25 protein-coding genes are annotated in these 24852 nt (G+C 70.7%); 9 read left to right on the top strand and 16 right to left on the bottom strand.

The window, feature by feature from the left end:
- Window positions 1-788 precede the first annotated feature (788 nt).
- The 3 genes from HJC40_RS38910 to HJC40_RS38900 form a co-directional block, all read right to left on the bottom strand.
- Window positions 789-1067: a hypothetical protein gene (locus HJC40_RS38910; RefSeq protein WP_250008587.1), complete on the bottom strand. Its 279-nt coding sequence runs from the start codon at window positions 1065-1067 to the stop codon at window positions 789-791.
- A gap of 1342 nt (window positions 1068-2409) precedes the next feature.
- Window positions 2410-3117 (bottom strand): 4a-hydroxytetrahydrobiopterin dehydratase, encoded by a 708-nt coding sequence (locus HJC40_RS38905; protein ID WP_250008586.1) that lies wholly within the window; start codon window positions 3115-3117, stop codon window positions 2410-2412.
- Window positions 3118-3332: 215 nt separating this feature from the next.
- Window positions 3333-4115: an IclR family transcriptional regulator C-terminal domain-containing protein gene (locus HJC40_RS38900; RefSeq protein ID WP_250008584.1), complete on the bottom strand. Its 783-nt coding sequence runs from the start codon at window positions 4113-4115 to the stop codon at window positions 3333-3335.
- A gap of 100 nt (window positions 4116-4215) precedes the next feature.
- Here HJC40_RS38900 and HJC40_RS38895 point away from each other — a divergent pair, with 100 nt between their 5' ends.
- The 6 genes from HJC40_RS38895 (at window position 4216) to HJC40_RS38870 (ending at window position 9286) form a co-directional block, all read left to right on the top strand.
- Window positions 4216-5193 (top strand): ABC transporter substrate-binding protein, encoded by a 978-nt coding sequence (locus tag HJC40_RS38895; protein ID WP_250008583.1) that lies wholly within the window; start codon window positions 4216-4218, stop codon window positions 5191-5193.
- 13 nt (window positions 5194-5206) lie between these two features.
- Complete coding sequence (locus HJC40_RS38890; RefSeq protein ID WP_250008582.1) at window positions 5207-5980, top strand: ABC transporter permease; 774 nt, start codon at window positions 5207-5209, stop codon at window positions 5978-5980.
- Complete coding sequence (locus HJC40_RS38885; protein WP_250008581.1) at window positions 5977-6741, top strand: ABC transporter permease; 765 nt, start codon at window positions 5977-5979, stop codon at window positions 6739-6741. Before HJC40_RS38890 ends, HJC40_RS38885 begins: the two co-directional genes overlap by 4 nt.
- 9 nt (window positions 6742-6750) lie before the next feature.
- Entirely contained in the window at window positions 6751-7542 is a 792-nt protein-coding gene (locus HJC40_RS38880) for an ABC transporter ATP-binding protein (RefSeq protein WP_250008580.1), read from the top strand.
- A 53-nt stretch (window positions 7543-7595) separates the two neighbouring features.
- Window positions 7596-7859, top strand: a complete 264-nt coding sequence (locus tag HJC40_RS38875) for a GlsB/YeaQ/YmgE family stress response membrane protein (protein ID WP_250008578.1) — start codon at window positions 7596-7598, stop codon at window positions 7857-7859.
- A 167-nt stretch (window positions 7860-8026) separates the two neighbouring features.
- Window positions 8027-9286 (top strand): helix-hairpin-helix domain-containing protein, encoded by a 1260-nt coding sequence (locus HJC40_RS38870; protein WP_250008577.1) that lies wholly within the window; start codon window positions 8027-8029, stop codon window positions 9284-9286.
- A gap of 603 nt (window positions 9287-9889) precedes the next feature.
- On the opposite strand, the gene HJC40_RS38865 is transcribed toward HJC40_RS38870, so the two are convergent.
- Complete coding sequence (locus HJC40_RS38865) at window positions 9890-10234, bottom strand: STAS domain-containing protein (protein ID WP_250008576.1); 345 nt, start codon at window positions 10232-10234, stop codon at window positions 9890-9892.
- A gap of 237 nt (window positions 10235-10471) precedes the next feature.
- On the opposite strand from HJC40_RS38865, the gene HJC40_RS38860 reads away from it, so the two are divergent.
- Complete coding sequence (locus tag HJC40_RS38860; RefSeq protein ID WP_250008575.1) at window positions 10472-11515, top strand: hypothetical protein; 1044 nt, start codon at window positions 10472-10474, stop codon at window positions 11513-11515.
- A 2-nt stretch (window positions 11516-11517) separates the two neighbouring features.
- On the opposite strand, the gene HJC40_RS38855 is transcribed toward HJC40_RS38860, so the two are convergent.
- From HJC40_RS38855 to HJC40_RS38820, 8 genes are all read right to left on the bottom strand, one after another.
- The gene (locus tag HJC40_RS38855) at window positions 11518-11673 is read right to left on the bottom strand and encodes a hypothetical protein (RefSeq protein WP_250008573.1); all 156 of its coding nucleotides are present in this window, start codon (window positions 11671-11673) and stop codon (window positions 11518-11520) included.
- 120 nt (window positions 11674-11793) lie between these two features.
- The gene (locus tag HJC40_RS38850; protein WP_250008572.1) at window positions 11794-12027 is read right to left on the bottom strand and encodes a hypothetical protein; all 234 of its coding nucleotides are present in this window, start codon (window positions 12025-12027) and stop codon (window positions 11794-11796) included.
- Window positions 12024-12374: a hypothetical protein gene (locus HJC40_RS38845; protein WP_250008571.1), complete on the bottom strand. Its 351-nt coding sequence runs from the start codon at window positions 12372-12374 to the stop codon at window positions 12024-12026. The genes HJC40_RS38850 and HJC40_RS38845 overlap by 4 nt, the downstream gene beginning before the upstream one ends.
- A gap of 40 nt (window positions 12375-12414) precedes the next feature.
- Window positions 12415-12897, bottom strand: a complete 483-nt coding sequence (locus tag HJC40_RS38840; protein WP_250008570.1) for a hypothetical protein — start codon at window positions 12895-12897, stop codon at window positions 12415-12417.
- 523 nt (window positions 12898-13420) lie between these two features.
- Window positions 13421-13879 (bottom strand): SRPBCC family protein, encoded by a 459-nt coding sequence (locus tag HJC40_RS38835; protein WP_250008569.1) that lies wholly within the window; start codon window positions 13877-13879, stop codon window positions 13421-13423.
- On the bottom strand, window positions 13876-14223 hold the full coding sequence (locus HJC40_RS38830; RefSeq protein ID WP_250008568.1) for a helix-turn-helix transcriptional regulator: 348 nt from the start codon (window positions 14221-14223) through the stop codon (window positions 13876-13878). Before HJC40_RS38830 ends, HJC40_RS38835 begins: the two co-directional genes overlap by 4 nt.
- A gap of 56 nt (window positions 14224-14279) precedes the next feature.
- Window positions 14280-15533 (bottom strand): erythromycin esterase family protein, encoded by a 1254-nt coding sequence (locus HJC40_RS38825; protein WP_250008567.1) that lies wholly within the window; start codon window positions 15531-15533, stop codon window positions 14280-14282.
- A gap of 63 nt (window positions 15534-15596) precedes the next feature.
- Window positions 15597-15938, bottom strand: coding sequence for an NUDIX domain-containing protein (locus HJC40_RS38820; RefSeq protein ID WP_250008594.1), 342 nt, complete (start codon window positions 15936-15938; stop codon window positions 15597-15599).
- Between the two features lie 210 nt (window positions 15939-16148).
- Here HJC40_RS38820 and HJC40_RS38815 point away from each other — a divergent pair, with 210 nt between their 5' ends.
- Window positions 16149-17093 (top strand): ricin-type beta-trefoil lectin domain protein, encoded by a 945-nt coding sequence (locus HJC40_RS38815; RefSeq protein ID WP_250008566.1) that lies wholly within the window; start codon window positions 16149-16151, stop codon window positions 17091-17093.
- Here HJC40_RS38815 and HJC40_RS38810 read toward each other — a convergent pair.
- The 3 genes from HJC40_RS38810 to HJC40_RS38800 all read right to left on the bottom strand — a co-directional run bounded on the left by HJC40_RS38810 (window position 17047) and on the right by HJC40_RS38800 (window position 20887).
- Window positions 17047-18930, bottom strand: coding sequence for a GGDEF domain-containing protein (locus tag HJC40_RS38810; protein ID WP_250008565.1), 1884 nt, complete (start codon window positions 18928-18930; stop codon window positions 17047-17049). The genes HJC40_RS38815 and HJC40_RS38810 overlap by 47 nt on opposite strands.
- Before the next feature lie 20 nt (window positions 18931-18950).
- On the bottom strand, window positions 18951-20399 hold the full coding sequence (locus HJC40_RS38805) for a SpoIIE family protein phosphatase (RefSeq protein WP_250008564.1): 1449 nt from the start codon (window positions 20397-20399) through the stop codon (window positions 18951-18953).
- Window positions 20400-20572: 173 nt separating this feature from the next.
- On the bottom strand, window positions 20573-20887 hold the full coding sequence (locus HJC40_RS38800; protein WP_250008563.1) for a type II toxin-antitoxin system PemK/MazF family toxin: 315 nt from the start codon (window positions 20885-20887) through the stop codon (window positions 20573-20575).
- A 169-nt stretch (window positions 20888-21056) separates the two neighbouring features.
- On the opposite strand from HJC40_RS38800, the gene gndA reads away from it, so the two are divergent.
- Entirely contained in the window at window positions 21057-22496 is a 1440-nt protein-coding gene (gene gndA, locus HJC40_RS38795) for an NADP-dependent phosphogluconate dehydrogenase (protein WP_250008562.1), read from the top strand.
- On the opposite strand, the gene HJC40_RS38790 is transcribed toward gndA, so the two are convergent.
- Window positions 22493-24820 carry a bifunctional diguanylate cyclase/phosphodiesterase gene (locus HJC40_RS38790; RefSeq protein WP_250008561.1) on the bottom strand — a complete coding sequence of 776 codons (2328 nt, stop codon included), beginning with the start codon at window positions 24818-24820 and terminating at the stop codon, window positions 22493-22495. The genes gndA and HJC40_RS38790 overlap by 4 nt on opposite strands.
- Window positions 24821-24852: the final 32 nt, after the last annotated feature.

Below are 24852 nucleotides of genomic sequence, written 5' to 3'. Positions count from 1 at the left end.
GAGGGTGACCAAGCTCGGACGGTAAGGCATCTATGTCTGAGCTTGGTCACCCTCGGCCCCGACCTTGGGGGGTGGGCCCTGGCGGCATCGTGGTGGGTCGCGGGCTGCTGATCGCGGGGCCGGGGTGGGCGGTCACCTGGCGGGTGGGGGGTCTGGCTGCCGCGCTGTGGTCACCGGGGGGAAGCGGTGTGGGCGGGCGGATCTGGGGGGTGGGTCACGGGAGCAGGACCGTGCCGCTTGCGGTCAGCGCGTCGCGGGTGGGTGGGTGGTTGCTGCTGGTGGGTGCTGGGCTTGGGGGGCGGTCCCCTCCCGGTGGGCGGGCATCTGCCGCTGCGCGGGGATGCCTGGCCGGCCGCGGGTTTTTGGCTGGTCGGGGCGTTGTGGGCCGGCTGCCGGCGCGGTGGGCTTGGCGACGAGGGCTTGGCCTGGTTCGTCAGGGGGGCAGCGGAAGCCACGTGGCCGGGGATGCTCGGCGCAGGGTGGTGAGGGGTGGGTGAGCGGTCGAGGTGGGAGCGGCGGCCTACGGGGTGGAGGCTTGGAGGCGCTCACACGGCAGCTGGAGCCCAGGCGGGCGCGGCTTGGCGTCGAGCGCACGGCAGCCCGGAGCTCGGGCGGCGTCGGGTTGGTGGCGCACGCACGGCGCCCCGGGGCCCAGGCGGTGGGCGCTTGGTAGCGAGCACACGGCAACTCGGAGCTCGCGCGGCGGCAGTTCGGTAGCGTGCACATGGCAACCCGAACTCGAGCCGTGGGGCTTCGAGCTCCCAGCACAATCTCTCTGCGCAAGTTGATCAGGACGCAGGCGAGGCTGACGAGGCCGTCGTGGATGTCGAGGCATCGTCACCAGAGCACGGTGAGGCGACGGAACCTTGGATGCCTTGTGTCTTCAGCTTCAGCTTCAGCTTCAGCTTCGAGATGATCGGGTCGATGCCGCGATAGTGGAAGGCTGGCGGAATGCCTCGCTGCTGTAACCCTTGTTGGCCAGCAGTGTGGCGACCCGGCGTCGCGTCCGGCCGGGTCGGCCCGCCACCGAGAAGGTCGAGGGCACGGCTGATGCCGGTAACGTTCACGCCCGAGTTGAGTACATGCAGTCAATGCTACTTAAGTGTTTATTTATCCGGTCGGCCTGTCGGATACGATACGACTCATGCCCACCATAACTTTCGATGCGCATGGCTTTCCCCGCAGCTGGATCCGACGCCAGGGTGTACTGACTGTCTCATGGCAGCACATAGCACGCGCAGCCGTTAGCCTTGGGACCACGCACGGGCCGTGGTCTGGAGCTATCGGACCGCACGGCGCTCTTGAGATGATTTGGCGAGTCGCTTTAGTTCGAGCGAACCTGTCTACTGACCGCCAAGACAGAATCATCGCTACCGACGAATTTTGGAGTCTAGACCCTTCAGAGAAGGGTGCCGTCACATTCTTTTTGGGCCAAGTCTCCATGAAGTTGTTTGCCGACACTATGGGCGTTCCAGCAGTCGCAAGGGTTGACGAGATCCTGCGGGCAATGGGTCGCAAGCTCCGTGGAAGCAGGCCGGACTTCTACGGCATTCGTCCTCACGCGGGAAGCGTGGCCATCGAAGTGAAGGGCAGAACACATCCGATCGATACACCGACGATCGACCGGGCGAAGGCTCAAGCAGCCAGCCTGCCTCGAGTACTTCATACGGGCGTCCACAGGCCATATGTACACGCTGCGCATTTTTATGACGGCGCATGGAAAGCGCTATTGCGAGATCCGGAGAGCACAGGGGAAGAAAGTGGGCCAACGGCGGCGGACATTCTACTCGCATATTACAGGCCGCTAGCAGCCGCCATAACGGATGGGGACCTATTTCGCCAGGTGGATATATCTGGTCGGCAATACTACACTAGGCACCTTTATGCCGTCGATCTTACCGTCGGTTTGCAGGTGGGCTTCGTAGACGCGGCCCTGCGTGGCGGCGGCGGCGACGGTCTAGAATTGTTGGGCTTATTTAATGAGAACGACCAACCCGGCGATCGACACCTAACCTTCGGTGACATGAAGCGGCTTTCCTTGGGGGAGAGCGAGCAACGGCAAAGCATAGGTAGGGATGGAGTTTTGGTGCAAACCGGAACGGCGTGGCAAGGAAGCCTGGGAACTGACCAATAAAGCACCCGTCGATTATTGGCGCGATGGACTGTAGCTAGACGATATGGAAAACCAATCGCCGGAACGCGCCTCGGCATCCACGACGGCCTCGTTAAGTATCGCCTGCATCGTGATCAACTGGACTGAAAAGATCCCGTTGAGAGCTCTTAGCAAGACACGTTGAGCAATAACGCACGGGGTGCGGGCCCGACGGTCGGAATATAACAATCTCGGCGGCCAAGTCGTTCACAAGGTTTGATCTTGCGTGCCGAAGGGGCTGTGGCTGAGTCGGGCGGTCAGGCTTTTGTTGTGGCGGAGGCGTCGGTGCAGATCACGCCTTTGTTGCCGTCTTGGTCGGCTATGACGGTCAGCGCGGGGGCGCTGGTGTTGTCGACGATGGTTCCGCCGGCGGCTACGGCGGCGGCGATGCGTTGGGGGGCTGTCTCGGGGGCTACATAGACCTCGACGTGGAAGCGCTGGGTGGGGGGTGTGTTGTCGTCGGCGTCGCCGAACCAGAGGTTGGGGACGCGGGCGGTGGCGTCGCGGATCTCGTCGCCGGGGGTTCCGCGGCCCTGGGCCTCGGCGGTGCCGGTCAGCAGGGCGGCCCATACCGGGGCGATGGTCGCGGAGTGTGCTGTGTCGAGGCCGAGCTCGATCACGCTGACCGCGGCGGGATCGGCGGCGAGGTGGTGTTCGGCGGCTATCTCGGTGATGCGGCGCGCGAGGTCCACGTCCTGTTGGGTCACCCATTCGACTACGTGCTCGGTGCCCTCGTCGTCGCGGTAGATGGCGTCGTCGGTGCTCAGCTTGAAGTCGACGTAGCCGGTGCCGATCGACACGCGCGGGTGGTGGCTGAGCGCGTCGCCTGCCTCGCCCACCGCGGTGATGAACCGGGCGGCGGCGCCGAAGTTCTCGGTCACATAGCGGGCATGCAGTCCCTGGGCCAGCTTGCGCCAGTCGGTCAGGGCGGCCTCGGCGATCTGGGGGCCTTTCAACATGTCCATGGACCGTTACCTTAGGGCACGTCTGGTGGATCACGTGGGAGTGAGGCGCGGTCCAGGTCGTGGCTGACGTCGGCCGCAGGGCGGTCCAATACCGGTGTTGTATTGGGCCGTCCTGTGGACGCCGTCAGGCGCGGGCTGGGCCACGCCGCAGCCCCGCGTGATCCACCAGACGCGCCCTGACGCCTCTGGCCTGCGGCGTCGGCCCGAAGAGGACGTCAGGCGCGTTGGGCGTGGTGGGTTTTGAGGCGTAGGTCGGCGTCGATGGCGGCTGTGGTGGCCAGTAGTGGGGGGAGCAAGCGGCGGCGCATGACGTCCGGCGTTGCCCGGGCTGCGTGGACCGAGACGTTCACGGCGCCGGCGACCGCGCCGGAGCGGTCGTGGATGGGGGCGGCGATCGCGCGCAGTCCCTCCTCCAGTTCCTGGTCGACGATGGCGTAGCCCTGGGCGCCGGTCCGGGTCAGCTCCGCGCGCAAAGCCGCCGCACTGGTCACCGTGCGGGCGGTCAGGCGGTCGAGCCGGACCCGGGTCAGGTACGCCTCCAGGTCGGGCGGCGGGAGTGCGGCCAGCAGCACCCGGCCCATCGAGGTCGCGTACGCGGGAAAGCGGGTGCCCAGGTTGATCGAAACCGCCATGATGCGGCTCGTGGGCACGCGGGCCACATAGACGATGTCGTCGCCGTCCAGAATGGACAAGGAGGAGGACTCGTGCACCTGGGCCACCAGCCGCTCGAGGTGGGGCGCGGCGACGTCGGGCAGCGACAGGCTCGACAGGTACGCGTAGCCGAGCTCGAGCACGCGCGGCGTGAGGCTGAACAACCGGCCGTCCGTGCGCACGTAGCCCAGGTCGGCCAGGGTCAGCAGGAAGCGGCGGGCGGCGGCCCGGGTGAGGTCACAGATCCTCGCCACCTCGCTGAGGGTCAGCTCGGGACGATGCGCGTCGAAGGCCCGGATGACGGCGAGGCCGCGTTCCAGCGACTGGACGTGATGCGGCTGTCTCATAACGGTATCGACGACCGTCGTTGACGTGACACACCGCACATCCTAGCGTTCACATCGAGAACTTTCGTTCGCTATGCGCACAGCTGACCGGAGGAAACGAATGCGACGGGGCTTCACGGGGATGGCGATGGGGATGGCGCTGGTGGCGCTGATCGGCTCGGTGGGCGCCTGCGGGTCCTCCGGCGGATCGGGCGGCGACACCGGCGGCGACGGCGTCGACAAGGTCAAGGTCGGCGTCATCCCGATCGTCGACGTGGCCCCGATCTATCTGGGCCAGCAGAAGGGTTTCTTCAGCAACCGCGACATCGAGCTGACGATGGAGAGCGGCCAGGGCGGCGCGGCGATCGTGCCGGGCGTCGTGAGTGGACAGTTTCAGTTCGGCTTCAGCAACATGACCTCGCTGCTGATCGCGCAGACCAAGAACGTGCCGATCAAGACGGTCGCGGCCGGGGTCGCGTCGACCGGCGAGGCGGGCAAGGACTTCGGCGGCGTGATGGTCACGGCGGACAGCCCGATCAAGACCGCGGCCGACCTCGCGGGCAAGAAGGTCTCGGTCAACACCCTCAAGAACATCGGCGACACGACCGTACGGGAATCCGTGCGCAAGGCCGGCGGCGATCCGCGGAACATCACCTTCGTCGAGATGCCGTTCCCGAACGCCCCGGCCGCGCTGGCCGACGGGCAGGTCGACGCGTCCTGGGTCGTCGAGCCGCAGCTGTCCGAGGTCAAGGCGGCCGGTGGACGGCTGGTGGCCTCGAACTACGTCGACGCCGCGCCCGACCTCACGGTGGCCGCCTACTTCACCTCGGCCAAGCTCGCCGGTGAGGACGCCGACCTGGTCAAGCGGTTCACCGAGGCGGTCAACGAGTCGCTGACGTACGCCGGCAGCCACCCCGACGAGGTGCGCGCGGTCCTCGGCAGCTACACCAAGATCGACGAGAAGACCCGGGGCGCGATCACCCTCCCGAAGTGGCCCACCGAGATCAACCAGGCGTCGGTCGACACGCTGGCCAAGCTGGGCGCTCAGGACGGCATCTTCGGCGACGCCACACCCGATGTGGCGAAGCTGCTCCCATGACCCGGGCCTCTCGGTGAAACAGCGCACCGGCCTGCTCGGCCTGGCCGGGCCGGCCGGTCTGCTGGTCCTCGTCGAGGCGCTGCCGCGGCTCGGGCTGGTGAACGACGCGTACCTTCCGCCGGCCAGCCGGATAGCGGCCGCGCTGGGCGACGAGCTCGGCACCGCGCAGTTCTGGCAGGCCGTCGGCGACACCCTTCTGGGCTGGGCGATCGGCCTCACCATCGCGGTGACGGCGGGCGTGGTGGTGGGCATCGTGATCGGGGCGGTGCCGGTGCTGCGGGAGGCGACGGCGTCCACGATCGAGTTTCTGCGGCCCATCCCGTCGGTGGCCCTGATCCCGCTGGCGGTGCTGCTCTACGGCACCGACCTGGGGTCGACGCTGCTGCTCGTCGTCTACGCCGCGTTCTGGCAGGTGCTCGTGCAGGTGCTCTACGGGGTGGCCGACGTCGACCCGATCGCCGACGAGACCGCGCGGAGCTTCCGGTTCGGCCCGTGGGCGCGGGTCCGGCACGTGCTCTGGCCGACCGCGCTGCCGTACGTCTTCACCGGCGTACGGCTGGCCGCGTCGGTGGCCCTGGTGCTGGCCGTCACCGCCGAGCTGGTGATCGGCGCGCCGGGGCTGGGCCGGTCGATCGCGGTGGCGCAGAGCTCGGGTGCCGTTCCCCTGATGTACGCCCTGATCGCGGTGACCGGACTGCTCGGGGTGGCCATCAATCTGGCCGCCCGGGTGTTCGAGCGCCGGTCCCTGGCCTGGCATCAATCCGTACGAGGAGAGGTTCCGGCGTGAGGCGGGCCGCGTACGTCCTGGGGTTGCCGGTCGTGCTGCTCGCGGCCTGGTTCGTGCTCAGCGCGGGCAGCGAGAACTTCTACGCTCCCCCGCTGCGGCAGATCCTCGAGTCGTTCGGCGAGACGTGGACGCTCGACCGGCTCGGGGCCGACGTGGTGCCCAGCCTGCTGCGGCTCCTGGCCGGCTATGCCCTGGCGGCGGTGCTGGGCGTGGCCGCCGGCGTCGTCATCGGCCTGAACCGGCGGGTGCGGGCCACGGTCGAGCCGGTGCTGGAGTTCTTCCGGGCCATCCCGCCGCCCGTGCTCGTCCCCGTCATCATGCTGTTCGCGGGCATCGGGGACGGCATGAAGGTCATCGTCATCGTCTTCGGGTGTGTCTGGCCGGTGCTGCTCAACACCGTCGAGGGCGTGCGGGCGGTGGACGGCGTGCAGCTGGACACCGCGAGGGCGTACGGGATCGGCGGCCCGGCCCGCCTGACGCGCGTGATCCTCCCGGCCGCGTCGCCACAGATCGCCGCCGGTCTGCGGCAGGCGCTGTCGATCGCGATCATCCTCATGGTGATCAGCGAGATGTTCGCCGCCAGCAACGGGCTCGGCTTCACCATCGTGCAGTTCCAGCGCAGCTTCGCGATCCCCGAGATGTGGAGCGGGATCATCCTGCTCGGGTTGCTGGGATTCGTGCTGTCGCTGCTGTTCCGGCTCGTCGAGGGACGAGCTCTCCGCTGGTACCACGGTCTGCGCGAGGCGCAGCGCCGGTCATGAGGGGCGCCCATGCTTGAGGTCACTTCGCTGAAGAAGGTCTACCGCTCGGGCGAGCGGGAGGTCGAGGCTCTGCGCGACCTGACGTTCACCGTCGACAACGGCGACCTCGTGTGCCTGGTCGGGCCGTCCGGCTGTGGCAAGACGACGTTGCTGCGGTGCATCGCCGGGCTGCTCGAGCCGACCGCCGGCACGGTCCGGCTCGACGGGCATCCGGTGAGCGGTCCGCCGCCGGGTCTGGCGATGGTGTTCCAGGAGTACGGGCGGAGTCTGTTCCCGTGGATGTCGGTGCGCGACAACGTGGAGCTGCCGCTGAAGCAGAAGAAGCTGCCGCGGGAACGCCGGACGGCTCTCGTCGAGGAGACGCTGGACGCGGTCGGCCTGGCCGGCACCGAGAAGGCGTACCCGTGGCAGTTGTCCGGCGGCATGCAGCAGCGCGTCGCCATCGCCCGCGCGGTGGCCTACGAGCCGTCGACGCTGCTGATGGACGAGCCGTTCGCGGCGGTCGACGCGCAGACCCGCGCCGACCTCGAGGATCTGGTGCGCGCCCTGTGGCAGCGCCTGCGGGTGACGGTCCTGTTCATCACCCACGACATCGACGAGGCGGTCTATCTGGGCCGGCGGGTGGTCATGCTGTCGTCGTCGCCCACCGTGGTCCAGGACGAGATCACGATCGACCTGCCGGCCGAGCGCGACCAGTTGCACACCCGGGCCGATCCGCGCTTCACCGAACTGCGCACCCATGTGTACGAACAGATCCAGGCAGCCAAGCGCGGCCGGCCCAGCACGGAAGCCGCTGTCTGAATCGGCGCGGCTGCGTCATGCTGGAGTCTCCGTTCCACCAGACGGGAGCCGTCATGGAGATCTCCGGGTTCTTCACCGCCATCATCGTCGGTCTCATCATCGGGGCGCTGGGCCGCCTGGTCCTGCCCGGCCGGCAGAACATCCCGATCTGGCTGACGCTGCTGATCGGCGTCGTGGCCGCGCTGCTGGGAACGTTCCTGGCCGCGGCGATCGGGGTGGACGACACCGGCGGCGTCGACTGGATCGAGCTGGCGCTGCAGGTCGCGCTGGCGGCCGGCGGCGTGGCCCTGGTGGTCGCGGCACGGCGACGCCGATAAGCGTTCGTTTGTTTCCGGTCCTTTGCGGATCGCTGCCGGGGTGACCGGCCATTGACGGCTGGTGATCGATTTCTTGCTCCGTCGTACGACCCTCATGGTGCACATACGGGCGGATGTGCGATGCTGCGCGCCACATACGCAGCTCTCATTGTTTCGGAGCCCTTCAGATGGCATCGTTCCTCTCCCTTGTTGCCGGGGTCGTCGTCGGATTCGTGGCAGGGTGGCTGGTGCGCGGTCAGCGGTCCGCCAAGCCCGCCCCGGCCGAGACGCCCGCCCCCGCCGCCGCCACGACCATTACGTCGGCGCCGGCCGCCGAAGACACAACCACCGAGGACGAGCCGAAGGCCGAACCGCTCGCCTCGCCGGCTGCCGATCCCGTCGCCGTCACCGACCCGCACACCTCACCGACCGGGGTTGCTGACGCTTCCCCGACCGACGAGCCGGTCGCCGAGATCCCGCCCGCCGTGAAGCCCGAGTCGATCACCGAGAACGAGCGGGCCGACAACGAGCCGGCCACTCACGAGCCGGCCGTTCACGAGCCGGCCACTCACGAGCCGGTCGTTCACGAGCCGGCCACTCACGAGCCGGCCACTCACGAGCCGGTCGGAACGCCGGAGCCGGTGGCGGTCGCCACGCCGGAGCCGATCAGCCCGGCCCGGCCCGAGCCGGTCGCCGTCGGGGCTGCCGCCGAACCGGTCGCCGTCACCGGGCCGCCCGTCGTTCGCGAACCCGAGTCCGCCGCCAAGGCCAAGCCCGCGCCGAAGCCGCGTGCCACCCGGACCCGGGCGCCGGCCAAGCCCAAGCCGGCCGTCGTGGCCGCGGTGGTAGCCGAGCCCGCCGTCGTGGCGGAGTCGGCTGCTGCGGTCGAACCGCTCGGTGCTGCGACGCCTGCGGTCGGTGCGCAGTCTGCGGTCGACGCGGATTCTGCGGTCGGTGCGCAGTCTGCGGTCGACGCGGACTCTGCAGTCGGTGTGCAGTCTGCGGTCGGTGCGGAGCCGGTGGTGAGCACCGAGCCGCTCGCTGCTGGTGAGCCCGCCCCGGCGCCGGCCGGCTTCCTCGAGCCCGTCACCGAGCCGGTGGTCGCGGCTCCCGTGGTCGCCGAGCCCGTCGCCGCTCCTAGGCCGATCGTGTTCTCCTCGGACACCACGGCCGCCGTGCCCGGCATCGCCGAGGCCGACGAGGTGGACGCGGTGCCCGCACCGGTCGCCGTGTCGGTCACCGAGCCCGACGATCTCACCAAGATCCCCGGCATCGGCCCGAAGATGGCGATGGCCCTCGCCGCGAGCGGGATCATCACGTTCCAGCAGCTCTCCGAGACCGACATCGTGACCCTGCGGACCGCCGTCACCTCGGCCGGCCTGCGCCTGGCGCCCACGCTGCCGTCCTGGCCCGAGCGCGCCAAGCAGTTGGCCGACACCACCAACTGAGCACGACCGGCCGACGCGACCAGGCACCGACCAGAACACCAAGCGTCGGCCCGCACCTCGATCGGTACCACAGATGCCCGGCGGAACCCCTTCCGCCGGGCATCTTCGCGCAGGTGGCCGCGCAGGAACGGGCACGGCTCAGGCTCCGGCAACTCGGCGGAACCTGCTCCACCGAGCGTCCTCGCGCAGTCGACCGCACAGGAACGGCCACCACGGCTCAGCTCCCGGCCACCCGGCAGAAGCTGTTTCGCCGGGCGTCTCGCCGGGACACGGCGCGGAATCAGGCCGGCTCGGCTTACGCCGGGATGACAAGCCCGGTCGCCGGCAGTCGCGCTGGAGCCGCCGCCAACATGGGCACCGCGCCGGTGGCCACCCGCTGCGCCGTCCGCTCAGAGGAACTCAGCCGAGCCGGCCCGCTCGGTCCGGCGGCCTCGGCTCGAGGCTGTGGGACTTGATGCGGGCGTCCTGTTTCTCATGGAGCCGGGCTCGACGGTTCTGGCAATCCGGGCCTTACTTGAAAAGCCGGAACGATCATTTCGGGCAAGAGGACCGGCACCATTCCTGGGCCCTTTTATTGTTTACCTGACGTCCACACGCCATTCTTCAGGCGGTTGCGTGGCGTAACCTCTGGCGCGGGACACCGGCAGCCGTGAGCCGCTGGGCGACCTCGCCGCGCGGGTTGTCGACGAACACGGTGACCTTGTGATCGTCACCCAATTCGCAGGCCGCGGCGACCGAGCCGGCATCCAGCGGGTCGATCTCGAGCACCTCGGAGAAGTCGACGATCAGGCGAAACGGGCGAACACGGCGCACGGTGTGCACCAGGACCCGGCGAAGTTCGCCGCCGCGCTCGGCGTCGGCGGGCCCGCGCGGGGTGATCACCACGCTGCCGTCACCGACCGTCCGCACGTCCAGCACGATCTCACCCTCCGTAACCCTGCGTGTCACTGCCGTCTCACTTTAAGGCGAGAATGCATGCCGCGTCGACCGCCTGCGCCGTATGTGATCACATCCTCGAAAGGGTTGCGGAAATCCGTTTGGTTAATGACCAGGAAATACCGGCTGCCCACGGGACCACAGGCGTCCGCTCCGATGAGCCGGGCGGTGGGCCCCGCGTCAGTCCGGCCGCTATGCGGGACGGGCCGGACATGCCGGGCATCGGACCGCCACAATGCATCGGTGCGGATGGGGCGGATCTTGGCGGCGACGGCGGCGCTGCTCGTGGTGCTCGCAGGTTTCCTGACGTACGCGAGAGCGCAAGCGCACCGCGCGGTCAGCGTCGCACCGAGCGGCGAGTTCCCCGTCGGGCGGGTGACCGGCCTGTGGGTCGACCGTTCCCGTACCGATCAATTCGCGCCGATCGGCGGCACGCCGCGCATGCTGTCGACCTGGGTCTGGTATCCGGCGGCGGCCGGCGCTGCCGGCCCGGAATCGGCCTACGCGCCGGGTGAGTGGGCCGGCCTGCATCGGTTCGGCTGGGCGTCGACCGCGCTGGGCCGGGTACGCACCGGCACCCGCGACGAGGTGCCGGTGGCCCCCGGCCGCTTCCCGGTCGTGGTGCTGCTGCCCGACCTGGGGCTCTCGGCGCCCCAGTACGCCGCGGTCGCCTCCGGGCTGGCCGCGCGCGGCAACGTGGTCGTCGGCGTGACCCCCACCTACAGCTCCCGTCTCACCGTGCTCGACGGCCGGCCGGTGACCGCGAGCGCCGCCGGTTCCGCCGCCGGACGCAAGGACCAGCTGGTCGCGGTGTGGGCGGCCGACGCCCGGTTCGTGGCCGAACGGGCGACGCTGCAGTTCGCCGCCAACGCCGACAGCGCTGAGATCGCGTACCTGGGTCACGGCCTCGGCGGCACCGCGGCGATCGAGGCGTGCCGTCTCGACGGGCGCTGCGCCGGCGCCGTCTCCCTCGACGGCACCCCTTCCGGCGCGGCGGCCGCGGACGGCTTCAGCCGGCCCCTGCTGCTGCTCAACGCGGGCGCCGCTGCCGCACCGGCCGGTCGCGCCTTCACCGTCTCGGGCGCGGGCCGGTTGTCGTTCACCGACTTCGCGGCCTACCGGGTGTCCGCGCCGGTGCGGTGGACCCTTCCGCTGGGCACCATCGACGGCCGTCGCGCGCTGACCGTCACGGTCGACTACGCGGGATCGTTCCTGCGGGCCGCCACCCGGGGCGACCCCTGGAAGCCACCGTCCTATCCGGAGGTTCGTGAGGCGACCGTACTGAGTCGGTGAGCTCAGGCCTCACCCAGAGCGCCGGCCAGGCGGCGGGCGGTGTCGAGCTGATGCGCCCTGTCCGCCGGCAACTGGACCAGCCGCTCGGCGAGATGCGAGGGGGCCAGGGTGACCTCCCAGGTGCAGAAGACGCGGCCCTCGTACGGCAGGGCCTCCATCGGAATGCTCGGCCGAGCGGCCTTGGCCGACTCAACGCTGGACGCAGATGTGCGAGTGCTTGAAAGGGTCATCGCTGCAGTCGGCTCATCGCTGGGAAGGCTCCACCCCCATGACGCCGGTCAATCCTGCGGTTCGCGTCGTTTCCGTCGCAGCTGCACTGTCGCAGAGCCTAGAAAGCCGATAGCTCCCAGTGTCGATACTGCGCCGAGGACGATGTGCTCGACCCGCTGGTCGTCATCAGTTGTCACTGCTCGCCAGTACGACGCGGCGAGGAGCAAAAACAACGCGCCCATCACAAAACCGTAGGCGGGCGTTTGAAAGAATTGCCACCACGGGCGCTTCCTGGCCGTCACCACCCACTCCCTGGCTGGGGAGGTGCGCTGTTGCGCTCCAGGTAACGCTTGCTTCTCTGGCGCGCCACCCAGATGAACCCAAGACCTACCGCCAAGCACATGGCGGTCGCGGCGGTTGCGACGGTGTCGGACAACTCGTCACCGCGTGCCAGGCGGACAACGACCAGGATTGCCTGGATCGCGAGACATACTGCGAAGAAGACAAAAAGCCAGCCGTTGCGGACGTTGCGGTCGCCGGTCTGCCACGTCAACGCCGCATAGCGGGGATCGTCACCATGTCCCACCCGCAGCGCCCGCCACACAACCCGCCAAGAACCCCGGCTCGGTTTCGCATCGTCGCTGATCACGGCGGCAGATTACTTCTCCGCAAGGCGCTGACGCATCAGACTAGAAGTCCGTTTCGGCTTTGCCTGCCCAAAAGTCGCCAGGCGACGCCAGCTCACTTGGGCGCCGGCATTCCGCCGTTCGCTCCGTCGGACCGGCTTGACCTATCGGCTTCAACGCGGTCAACCGGTCAACGGCAAACCCTGGCCACAACGGCACCTCGACGCCGGTGATGGCCACCTCGTCCGCGACCGCGGTGTCGAGCGCCTCAGGATCCAGCAGGACGCAGCCGCGCTTCTGTTCCTCGGTGGCCGGAGCCACGATCTGGATCGCCCGCACCTCGTCCCCGGAACTCCCCACGCCGAGCACGACGATCGGCCGCTGACCGTTCAGGTCGGCCTGCCACACTTCTCCCCGTTTCACGCCCGCGCCATAGGCGCGTTCCGAAGGGCAGCCGGGCTGCGGCGTGGCGCACCCGCCGCGTCGCCGGTCCGCGGGCAGCGCCCTCGTCATGGTGACCACGGCGTCCGCCCCGGGCAGTGCCACACCACTCCCCCTGGGCTTTGCCGACGGCGACCGCATGGTGGTGTTGGCCCCGACCGCCGGCGTTCCCCGGCACAGTTCCACAATTTGCTCGCCGACCGGGTGGGCGGACTACCAGACCAAGACGGCCCGGACGATTCCGGCGGCGGCCCTGATCGCGTTCCAGTCAGCGGAAACGCCGTCGGGGGCGGGAGTGGTGGCCGCTGCCTTTGACTGGTTGTCGGGAGCGCAACCGCGCACGCAGGTCGCCCGGGTGGGGTGAGCGTTCTGGGCGCCCTGGCGCCCTGCTCGCCTCACCCGGGCCCTCGGCGTGAGCAGCGGTCGGAACAGCCACCCGGCTACGACATCGGCTTCTGACTTCGCAGCGGCCCGGTCATCTGACCGGCAGCAGCCGAACCCCCCACCCGGCTACGACATCGGCTTCTGACTTCGCAGCGGTCCAGTCTCTTGAAGCGGAAGCAGCCCCCCGCTACGACATCGGCTTCTGACTTCGGAGCGGTCGGCCTGAAGCGGTTGGTGACCCGCCTCAGGCGAGCTTGGCCAGGTAGGTGTCGAGGGCGGCGTAGGACTGTTCGGCTCCGCTTTCCATGCCGGACTGGATCATGCCGTCGCGGTCGGCCTGGTTGTCGAACGTGGACGTCGAGGTGACGGTGGTCTTGCCGTTGTCCTCGGTGAAGACGTACTGCTCGCTGAGGATGTGGCCGGCCATGGGCTCGTACTCGAAGGTCCAGGTGAAGCCGTTCGGGGCGTCGATGGCCTTGATCTCGCCGCGGAAGGCGTGCTCGGTGCCGTCGGCGTGTTCGACGAAACGCCACTTGCCGCCGACGGTGAAGTCGAGCGAGACGTCGACCGGGTTGCCGCGGCCCCACCAGTGGCCGATGTGCTCGGGCTGGGTGTGGCAGGCGAAGACGAGCTCGCGGGGGGCGTCGAAGGAGCGGCTCATGACGATGGTCGTGGCGGTGGGGGTCTGGACGTCGAGGCTCATGGTTCCTCCTGTGGTTTCGGCTGCTGCTGTTGCAGGCGGCCCAAGTAGTCGTCGAGCGCGTCGTACCGCTCTTCCCAGAGGCGTTCGTATTGCGACGCCCAGTCGGCGACCGAGCGCACCTGGGCGGGGACTATGCGGCACCATCGCCGCTGGGCCTCGCGGGTGCGGACGATCAGACCGGCGGTCTCGAGGACGTTGAGGTGCTTCGAGACCGCCTGGGCGCTGATGGGGAAGTCGGCGGCCAACTCGCCCGCGGTCGCGTCGCCCGTGGCGAGCCGGGCGAGGATCGCGCGGCGCGTGGGGTCGGCTAGTGCGGCGAAGACGCCGTCGATCGGATCCGGCATGACAACCACCTGGCTTATAAACTGATAGGTTGAGAATACGCCGGAGCGCCGCGATGTCAAACCCCAGTCGGGTACGTCTCCAGTTCGTGCGTGTCCACGTGAAGCGGATGCAACGGGCGGAGCGCCCGGGTCTCGTCGAACCAGAGGAAAGCGTCGTAGCGGTCACCCAGCACCGACGGCACGTAGTTGCCGAGCTGCTCAGCCTCAGGGCGGTAGACGACGCCGATCGCCCGGTGCGGCAGCTCGTCGACGAGCAGGGCGGGACGCTCGCCGGGCGGCGGGAAGACGAACAGCGCTTGCTCGGGAGCGGTGGCGTGCAGGACGTCCTCGAGCGATCCGGGCCGGCCGGGCGGCACGGGCAGTTCCGTCATCGGCGCGCCCCAGCCACGACCGGCGACGACCGAGCCCCGGTGACCGCCCAGACCGACGAGGACCACCTGGGCGGCGCCGTGGCGTTCGCGGGCCAGCGACCCGATCGTCACCTCGCCGAGCGCGGCCTGGTCGGTGGCGTTCGCGTCGCCGACGTGCGTGTTGTGGGCCCAGACGACCGCCCGGGAGCCGTCGCCGTAGTGGTCGAGCAGCCGGGCGAGGGTGGCGTCCATGTGCCGGTCGCGCACATTCCAGGCCGTCGGGCCACCGGCGACCATCGCGCGGTAGTAGTGCTCGGCGCCGGCCACCACCTCGGCGTTCTGCCACACCGCCAGCTCGCGGCCGCGCAGGTCGACGAGCATGCGGACGACGTCGTCGGCGCAGCTCGCCCGCAGGAACTTCGTCGCCCAGGCGTACGACTGCGGGTCCTCCGAGTACGCGGACAGGCAGTGATAGGCGGCCAGGGCGGCGTCCACCCGCTCCGGGTCGTGCTCGCGCAGCCAGGTCAGGATCTCGCGCAACGACTCCCACATCGAGTAGACGTCGAGCCCGTGGAAGCCGACCTTGGTCTCGCGGGAGGCGTTGAACCCGCGCAACCAGCCGGCGAAGTCGAGCACTTCCTCGTTGGCCCACATCCAGGTCGGCCACCGTTCGTAGCCGAGCAGCGCCTCGATCGGCGTCGCCGGCCCACCGCGGACGGCCGCGTCGACCCGCTCGCAGTCGGGCCAGTCGCCCTCGACGGCGACGAACGAGAAACCGCGTTCGGCGATCAGCCGCCGGGTCAGCGCCTGGCGCCACACGTAGTACTCGTGCGTGCCATGGCTGGCCTCGCCGATCATCACGACCCGGGCGTCGCCCACCCGGTCGAGCAGGACGTCCAGGTCGCCGTCGTCGACGAGGGGCCGGGCGATCGCCGCCACCTCATCCCCGTACCGGTGCATGACCTCGACGTACCCGGGGCGATTCTTCCCATACGTCGGACTTCTGCGGGTCCGGCGCTGCCCTCAGGCGGTGAACAGCTCCAGCGTCGCCGCCAGCTGCGAATGCCGGGGCCCGGGCAGGGCGTCGAGCGGGAACCAGCCGAGCTCGTCGAACTTGTGCGGCTCGCCGAGGCGGGCTGCGGCCGGGTCGAGGCGTACGGCGAAGACGACCGCGACCCAGTGCGTGCCGGGACGCAGAACGTTGCGGACGCCGAGCAGGTCGATGGCGAGCGGCGGGGTCGCGTACTCCTCGGTGACCTCGCGGGTGACCGCCGCCTCGAAGGTCTCGCCGAACTCGAGCGCGCCGGCGCCGCAGTCCCAGGCGCCCGGCTCGTCGCGGGCCCGGGCGGAACGACGCGCGAGCAGGAGCTTTCCGCCGCCGTCGTGCAGACGAAGACACAGGAGACCTCGGGACGATCCATGACGATCATCTTCTCCCGGCGGGCAACCGGTTAACGGTCACATGGTCAGACCAATGCGTACGGTAATAGTCCGGTATCGGGTGATCGATACGAACGGATATGGCGTATGTTCTCCTACCGGTCCACCGTGGACCGCGATCGTGCTGGGAGAGCCATGGCGGACGACGAGAAGCGCGAGGACCCCGTGCTGGTGCGGCCGTACGTGAGGGCCGTCGCCGAGGCCGAACGGGCTCCCGACGAGGAACCCGAGACCTGGCCGGAGACCGCTCCGCTGCCGGTCGAGGAGGACGACACCCTCGCGCACCCGGCCGTCGAGGACCAGCCGCCGCCCGCGCCGAAGAAGCCGCGGCTGACCCTGCACCCGCTGGCCCGGGCCGGCATCTTCGCCGGCGGGGTCCTGGTCGCCCTCGGCGTCGTCGGCTACCTGATCTTCGGCCCGGCCGCCGACCCCGAACTGCCCCAGCCCGGCGTCGCGCTGCCGGCCGCCCCGGGACAGGCGCCCCTCGACCAGATCCGCAGCGCGGCGCCGTCCGGGACGACGTCGGCGAGCGGGTCGGCGAGCGTCTCCCCCAGCGCCTCGGTCTCCGTTCCGGCCTCGGCCGGGGCGTCCCTGCAGCCGCTCGTGCCCGTCGCACCGAGCGGATCGGTGCCCGTCGCGCCCGGGCCGGCGCCGACGGCGACGCCGACCGCGACGAGCGCCGTGCCGACCACCGACCCCACGCTCGCCCCGCCGGCGTCCGACCGCACCGGGAAGATCACCGCGGCCAGTGGCCGCTGCCTGGCCCGCGGCGGGCTGCTCGGCGGCAACGGCGCCCCGGTGCAGGTGAACTCGTGCCTGTCGGTGTCCGCGCAGACCTTCACCCTGGCCACCGACGGCACGCTGAAGGTCGGCAGCAAGTGCGCCCGGTCGACCGGCGACGGCACCGTGCGGATCGGCGCGTGCGGCGACGACGACGCCGGTCAGTGGCGCTCCGGACCGGGCGGCACCCTGGTCAACTCGTCCGGCGGCGGCTGCCTGACCGACCCCGGACGGGTGGGCGGCACGACCACGGTCACCTCGTGCTCGGGTGACTCGGCCCAGAACTGGAGCCTGCCCTGACCCTGGCTTCCTGCTTGGCCTGATACATCGCCGCGTCGGCCCGGCGCAGCAGGTCGTCCGGTCCGGCGCCGTCCTCGCCACTGAGGGCTACGCCGATGCTCACGCCGACCGAGACCCGGCCCCCGTCGATCAGGTAGGGCTCGGTCAGCCGGGCCGCGATGGTGTCCCGCACCAGCGTCTCGGCGCCGTCGGCCGGGAGCCCGTCGAGCAGCACCACGAACTCGTCACCGCCGAGCCGGGCCACCGTGTCCGACTCGCGCAGCAGCCCGGTCAGCCGCCGCGCCACCTCGACGAGCAGCACGTCCCCGGCCGCGTGGCCCAGCGAGTCGTTCACCGCCTTGAAGCCGTTGAGGTCGAGCAGCAGCACGGCGAAGCGGTGCCCGGCCTGCCGCGCGGCGCGCAGCCCGGCCTGCCGCAGCCGGTCGGCCAGCAGCACCCGGTTGGGCAGGCCGGTGAGCGGGTCGTGCAGGGCGGCGTCGCGCAGCCGCTGCTCCTGCTCGCGCAGCGCGGCCACCATCGCCCCGCGGTCGAGCGACGCGGCCAGCAGAGCGCCCGAATGGTTCATCATCTCGCTGCCCGGCGGGGTGGCCTCCTGGATCTGGCCCACGGCGGCGAGCACGCCCCAGTCCCGGATCGCGCTGCGGATGGGCACGACGAAGACGGCCTCACCGGCCGCGCCGTCGGCCAGCTCGAACAGTCGTGGCGGCGGGAACTCGCTCACCGGCATCGTGGCGCCGACGACGTCGTGGCCGGCCGGGTACTCCCCCTCGACGCGCAGCTCGGTGTCGAGCGCCGGCACGGCGTCGTCGCGCCACAGGCCGAGGCAGCCGGCGAACGCCGTGGTCCGTTTCAGCCAGCCCAGCTCGCGCGGGTCGTGGTCGTGCGCGCCGAGCAGCTCGACGCCGAGCAGGTGCTGGACGTCCAGCGTGGCCTGCAGCTTGCAGACCTGACCGAACAGGTAGCGGGTGAGGTCCTCGGTGACCGGCAGGCCGGTCGGCGGGCACCCGCAGGAGTCGCGGGTCACGAGCCCGGTCGGCACCCGCCGGACGACCGGGGCCGCGCCCTCGACGCCGGCCAGCTCGGACAGCAGGGCGACCGCGACCGCGCCGATGTCGTCCGACGCCTGACGCACGGTCGACAAGCTGGGCCGCATGTACATCGCGTCGGCGATGTCGTCGAAGCCGATCACCGCGAGGTCCGCCGGAACCGTCCGGCCGGCTTCGGCCAGCCGGCGGATCAGGCCGATCGCGTTGCGGTCGGTCCCGCAGACGACGGCCGTGGCCGGCATCCCGGCGGCGGCCAGCCGGTCGGCCACCGCCTCGCCGCCGCTCTCGTGGTTGTCCCCGGCGTCGAACACCAGATCCGGCGGCGCCGTCAGGCCGTGGCCGGCCAGGGCGCTGCCGTAGCTCTCGTACCGCTCCCGGATGTCCTGGTGGGCGAGGTGGCCGGCGAAGGCGATCCGCTCGTGGCCGTGGCCGACCAGGTGGCCGACGGCGGAGCGGACGCCGGAGCTGTTGTCGGCGAAGACCGATGAGCAGCCCGCGACGCTGTGGCCGACCGTCACCACCGGCAGGCCGGCGGCGAGGGCCCCTTCGACGTACGACGGGTGCACCGCGCCGGTCAGCACGATCAGGCCGGCGACCCGGCCCCACGACACCGGGCGCCGGTAGTCGGGCAACCCGCTGCGGTCGGCGGTGTAGGAGCCGGGGTCGAGGGCCTGCAGCGCGAGCACCCGGTCGCCGCCGGACACAGCCGCCCGGTTCGCCCCCGCGATGATGGTCCCGTAGTAGTCGCCCCCGACGAAGGGCGACAGGACACCGTACGTGCGACCCCCCACGGCCGCCATGATCCCCCGGATCAGGCGCGCGGCGTCGCAGATGCCAGATATCGGCGCAGATCCCGCGTTTCTCCGGTAACGGGACGGGCGGCCAGGATGCAGGTGTCGTCGTCCGGGTTGGTCTGGCGCAACCGGGCCAGCAGCTGGGCCAGCGGTTGACCGGGCGACGCCCGCACGGCCTCGTCGACCGTGGCGATCACCGAGGCCAGGCCGTCGTCCGGCCCCCGCCGGCGGTGCTCGACCAGCCCGTCGGTGTAGAGCAGCAGCACGTCGCCCACGTGGAAGTCGAGCCGGGCGGTGGCGTACGTGGCGTCGTCGACGACGCCCAGCATGGGACCCGCCGGACGCTCGAGCGGCGCCGTCCGACCGCCGCGGCTCAGCAGCGGCGGCGGGTGCCCGGCCTGGGCCCAGACGATCTCGTTGCGGGCCGGGTCGAACCGGGCGACCACGGCGGTCGAGGCAAGCTCGGGCGTCTCCCGGGCCAGCTCGCAGGCCAGCGTGTTCAGATGGCCGAGCAGCTCGGCCGGACAGCTCGTGGTGACGGCCAGCGCGCGCAGGGCGTGCCGCAGCTGGGCCATGGTCGTGGCCGCCTGGGTGCCGTGCCCGGCCACGTCGCCCACGGCCAGCAGCACCGAGCCGTCACGCAGCTCGGCCGCGTGATACCAGTCGCCGCCGACCAGGCTCTCCTGACCGGCCGGCAGGTAGCGCAGCGCCACCTTGAGGCCGGGCAGCACGATCGGGCCGTCGGGCAGCGGCAGGATGATGCGCTGCAGGCGGCCGGCCAGCTCGTGCTCGGCGGCCAGGCTGCGGCGCTGCTCGACGAGCTGGCGTTCGACCTCGGCGAGCCGCTTGGCCCCGGTCTCCTGCGCGGTGATGTCCTGCACGATGCCGTAGACCCGCAGCGGCCGGCCGTCGGCGTCCCGGGTCGCGTCGGCCACCGTACGCAGGTGCTTGACCCGCCCGTTGACGCGCACGCGGGTCACCATGTCGACCCGGCCGCCCCGCTCGAGCTGTGCCCGGGCGGCCAGCCGCAGCGGCTCGTCCTCGTCCAGCGCGTCCGGGTCGGCGCCCGGCACGAGGGGGCCGAGCCGGGGATCCCGGTCGTAGATCCGGTAGAGCTGGTCGGACCAGTAGATCTCGCCGCTGACCAGGTCCCACTCGCCCCAGCCGAGGTTGCCCAGGCGCTCGGTGCCGGCCAGCCGGTCGGCCAGCCCGCCCGGGACGTCGATGGTGGTGTCGCCGTCGGCCACGTCCAGCATCCGGATGACGCCGGACGCCACCTCGAGCAGGCTGCGGTCCTCCTCGGCGGCCATCCGCAGCAGGTGCCGGTACGCGTCGGCCAGGCGGCAGCGGGCCCGGCCGGCCAGCAGCCCGACCGCGCGCTCGATGGTGAGGCGGCCCGTCTCCCCGGCCTCGGCCGGCGGCCTCGGGCGGAGGCTCTCCACCGCCGCCGCGTACGCCTGTGCCACGCGCGATCCTCCTCCGGCTCCGTTGTCGGTTACCTGAATACGCCAGCGGAGGGGGGATCGTCATCGGCCGTTCATCCCGACCGGTCGCTACCTGCGGCGTGACGTCGCACCGGTCACCCGACCGGGGGTGACCCGATGGAGTGGGTCGAGGGTTGACCGGACCGGTCCGGCGCTCAGAGCTCGAAGAGGACGCGCATCGCCTCGGTCAGGCGGGCCATGCTGGCGCCGGTGACCATGCCGATGCGCTCCGCACCGACCTCGGCCGGGAGGCGGCGCATCCGGTTGATCACCACGACGCCGGTGATCGGGTCCTGCTCGGTCAGCGGAACCGCGTACGGCGGGAGCTCGGTCGCGCCGCGCTGGCGCACGATCGGCGCGCAGAACGGCGAGGCGTTGGTCCGCTCGTTGTAGGAATCGCCCGAGAGCACGAGGACCCGGTAGCGCAGATCGGTGCGGCTGCCGATGGTCCAGATCTCGCCGCGCCTCATGTCGGCAGGCTCAGCATGCGCCCACCCTACCGTCGTGCGATCTTAGGTCACCGCCTGGCACACCGGCCGAAAACGTCGTCGTGCTCACCTCGTGGACAGGTATGAACCTTGTTCGCCGCCGAACCGTAAGAATAGGCGGCGTAGCTCGCTGCTAGGGAAGGTGTCAAACATGTCGGAGAAGGCACAGATCGGGGTCACGGGCCTCGCCGTGATGGGACGGAACCTGGCTCGCAACTTCGCCCGGCACGGGCACACCGTGGCCGTGCACAACCGCTCCTACAGCCGCACCAAGGAGCTGGTCGAGGAATTCGGGGACGAGGGCACGTTCATCCCGTCGGAGTCGGCCGAGGACTTCGTGGCCAGCCTCGAGCGCCCGCGGCGCGTGGTCATCATGGTCAAGGCCGGCGGCCCGACCGACGCCGTGATCGAGGAGTTCGCCCCGCTCCTCGAGGAGGGCGACATGCTCATCGACGCGGGCAACGCGCACTACCTGGACACCCGCAGGCGGGAGGCCGCCCTCAAGGAGCGTGGCCTGCACTTCGTGGGCACCGGCGTCTCGGGTGGCGAGGAGGGCGCGCTGCACGGCCCGAGCATCATGCCCGGCGGGTCGGTCGAGTCGTACCAGGCGCTGGGACCGCTGCTCGAGGACATCTCGGCCAAGGTCGACGGCGAGCCGTGCTGCGTGCACGTCGGGCCGGACGGCGCCGGGCACTTCGTCAAGATGGTGCACAACGGCATCGAGTACGCGGACATGCAGCTCATCGCCGAGGCGTACGACCTGCTGCGTCAGGTCGGCGGGCACTCGCCGTCCGAGATCGCGGACGTGTTCCGCGGCTGGAACGAGGGGCGCCTGGGGTCGTACCTGATCGAGATCACGGCCGAGGTGCTCAAGCAGACCGACGCCGAGACGGGCAAGCCGTTCGTCGACATCGTGCTCGACCAGGCCGAGCAGAAGGGCACCGGCCGCTGGACCGTGCAGGCCGCCCTCGACCTGGGCGTTCCGGTCAGCGGCATCGCCGAGTCGGTGTTCGCCCGCGCGCTGTCCGGTGGCGCCGACGTGCGCGCCGCCGCCGCCGAGTCGGGTCTGCCGGGCCCCAAGGCCACGGCCGGCGCCCACGGCGGCGACCTGCAGGCCGACGTCGAGCAGGCGCTGTTCGCCTCCAAGATCGTCGCGTACGCGCAGGGCTTCCAGCAGATCCAGGCGGCCAGCAAGGAGTACGGCTGGGAGATCGACCCGGGCGCGATGGCGAAGATCTGGCGGGCCGGCTGCATCATCCGGGCCAAGTTCCTGGACTTCATCAAGCAGGCGTACGACAAGTCGCCCGAGCTGACCACCCTGCTCGTCGACGAGTACTTCCTGGACGCCGTCAGCGGCGCCCAGGACGCGTGGCGGCGCGTGGTCGTCACCGCGGCCCAGCACGGCATCCCGGCCCCGGGCTTCGCGTCGGCGCTGGCCTACTACGACGGCCTGCGCGCCGAGCGCCTGCCGGCCGCCCTGATCCAGGGTCAGCGCGACTTCTTCGGCGCGCACACGTACCACCGCGTCGACAAGGAGGGCTCGTTCCACACCCTCTGGGCCACCGAAGACCGCAAGGAAATCGACGCCTAGTAGACGGGCACGACCGGGGCCGGCTCGCTTGTCATCAGCGCGCCGGCCTCGTCGGCGGGTAGCGGCTTGGACATGAAGAAGCCCTGGCCCAGGCGGTAGCCCATCTCGCGCAGGCGCTCGAGCTGGACCTCGGTCTCGATGCCCTCGGCGACGGCGCTGAGTTGCAGATACTCGGCCAGCTGGGCGACCGCGGCGGCCACGGCCAGGCGGCCTCGGTCCTCGCCGTCGGCGATGCCGTCGACGAACGACTTGTCGAGCTTGAGGACGTCGACCGGGAACGCGCGCAGCAGGCTCAGCGACGACTGGCCGGTGCCGAAGTCGTCCAGGGCCAGGCGTACGCCCATCTCGTGCAGCGCGTGCAGGGTCTCGCGCACCTGACGGCCGTCCGCGACCGACGACTCGGTCACCTCCAGCACCAGGTTGCCCGGCAGCAGACCGGTCTCGCTGAGCACCGCGGCCACCTCGTCGACGAAACCCGACTCGCGCAGCTGGCGCACGGCCACGTTGACGTTGATGGCCCGGATCGCGCCCTCACCGTGCTCGGCCTGCCAGCGGGCCAGTTGCTCGCAGGCCTCGCGCAGCACCCAGGAGCCGAGCGGCACGATCAGCCCGGACCGCTCGGCGACCGGGATGAAGTCGCCGGGCGAGACGAACCCGCGCGTCGGGTGCTTCCAGCGCACCAGCGCCTCGGCGCCGTGCAGGCGGCCGGTGACGATGTCGAAGACCGGCTGGTAGAGCAGGAACAGCTCGTGCCGGATGATCGCGTTGTGCAGCTCGCTGCCCAGGCGGGCGTGGTTGACGACGTCCTGGCGCATGCGCGGCTCGAAGCGGATCCAGGCCGCCTTGCCGCCCTCCTTGGCCGCGTACATGGCGATGTCGGCGTTGCGCAGCACCTCGTCGGCGGTGTCCCCGGAGCCGGCGATCGCGACGCCGACGCTGGCGTGCGCCAGCAGCAGATGCTCGCCGACCTTGAACGGCTCGGCCAGGGCCTGGATGAGGCGGTCGGCCGCCGCCTCGGCCGACGCCTCCTCCTCGATGTCGAGCAGCACGGCGAACTCGTCGCCGCCGAGCCGGGCCGGCAGGTCGACCTCGGCCCGCGTGCGCGACAGCCGCTGCGCGACCTGGTAGAGCAGTTGATCGCCGACGGCCGGGCCCATGGTGTCGTTGACCGTCTTGAAGTCGTCGATGTCGATGAGTAGCACGGTGGCCGGGTGGTGCCCGGTCAGGCGCTCGTTGAGCGCGCTGGTGAACCGGGCCCGGTTGGCCAGACCGGTCAGCGGGTCGGTCAGGGCCAGGCGTTCCAGCTCGACCTGCTGCTCGTGCAGCCCGGTGAGCATGCGCCGGTGGTCGCGCACGCCGAGCAGCTGGCGGGTCACCATCAGCGCGGTGATCAGCACGGCGCCGACGATCACGGCCCGTTCCCGGCCGCTCATCTGCTGGGCCGAGACGATGGTGACCAGCGCGGCGGTCACCACGATGGCGGCGAAGGGCAGCAGCTCGTAGACGGACCGGCGACGGCGTACGGGAGCCGTCCCGGCCGGGTCGTCCAGGGTCAGCCGCTGCCGGTGGGCCCCGGCCGCGAACGACAGGGCGACCAGCGGGCTGCCGAGCACCGAGATCAGCAGGCGGAAGAAGTCGTTGCCGGCGATCAGCAGGACGGCCAGGGCGACCGCGACGAGCGGGGCGACGGCCAGGATGCGCAGGGACACCGGGTCGACCGGGCCCTCCGGGCTGGCCCCGGCCTTGCCGATCACGACCAGGCAGAGCAGGCCGGCGACACCGACCGAGCCGGCCGCGGCGCGGGTCACCAGATCGGTGCCGGGCGGCGCGAAGCTGAGCACGACGTAGTAGAAGACCAGCCCGCCGGCGACGGCCACGGTGGCGCCGTCGAGCACGACCCGGGCCCAGCCGAGCGGCGTACGGTCGCCCATCGGCAGCCGCAGGAAGGCCGCCATGGCCCAGAACATGCCGGTCAGCAGCGGCACGGCGACGTAGAGGGACATGCCGGCGTTGTTGTTGGCCAGCGCCAGGGCTGTGGCCGATCCGACCAGCAGGATCATCGAGGCGTGGGCCAGCTGGCGCCAGAAGGCGCGGACCACCCGGGGCAGCATCACCGTGGCGCCGAGCCGGTGCAGCGACCACACGGCGGCCAGCATGGCGACCGGGCTACCGACGTAGCCCAGCATCACGTCCTGCTGATCACGCACCAGCAGCCACACGGCGACCGCCGCAGTGGCGGTCGCCGCGATCAGCAGGGGCGTGAGCCCGCTTCCCGCGCGCCGGACGGCGGTGCGCCGAGAGGCGGTGCCCACGGGTTCGGTCATGGGTGTCTACGGCTCCCCGGTCGGTGTCCTTA

The organism is Actinoplanes sp. M2I2, from assembly GCF_023544445.1.
Taxonomy (GTDB): domain Bacteria; phylum Actinomycetota; class Actinomycetes; order Mycobacteriales; family Micromonosporaceae; genus Actinoplanes.
Note: the sequence above shows the minus strand (reverse complement) of the source record. Positions and strands in the feature narration are given on the sequence as shown.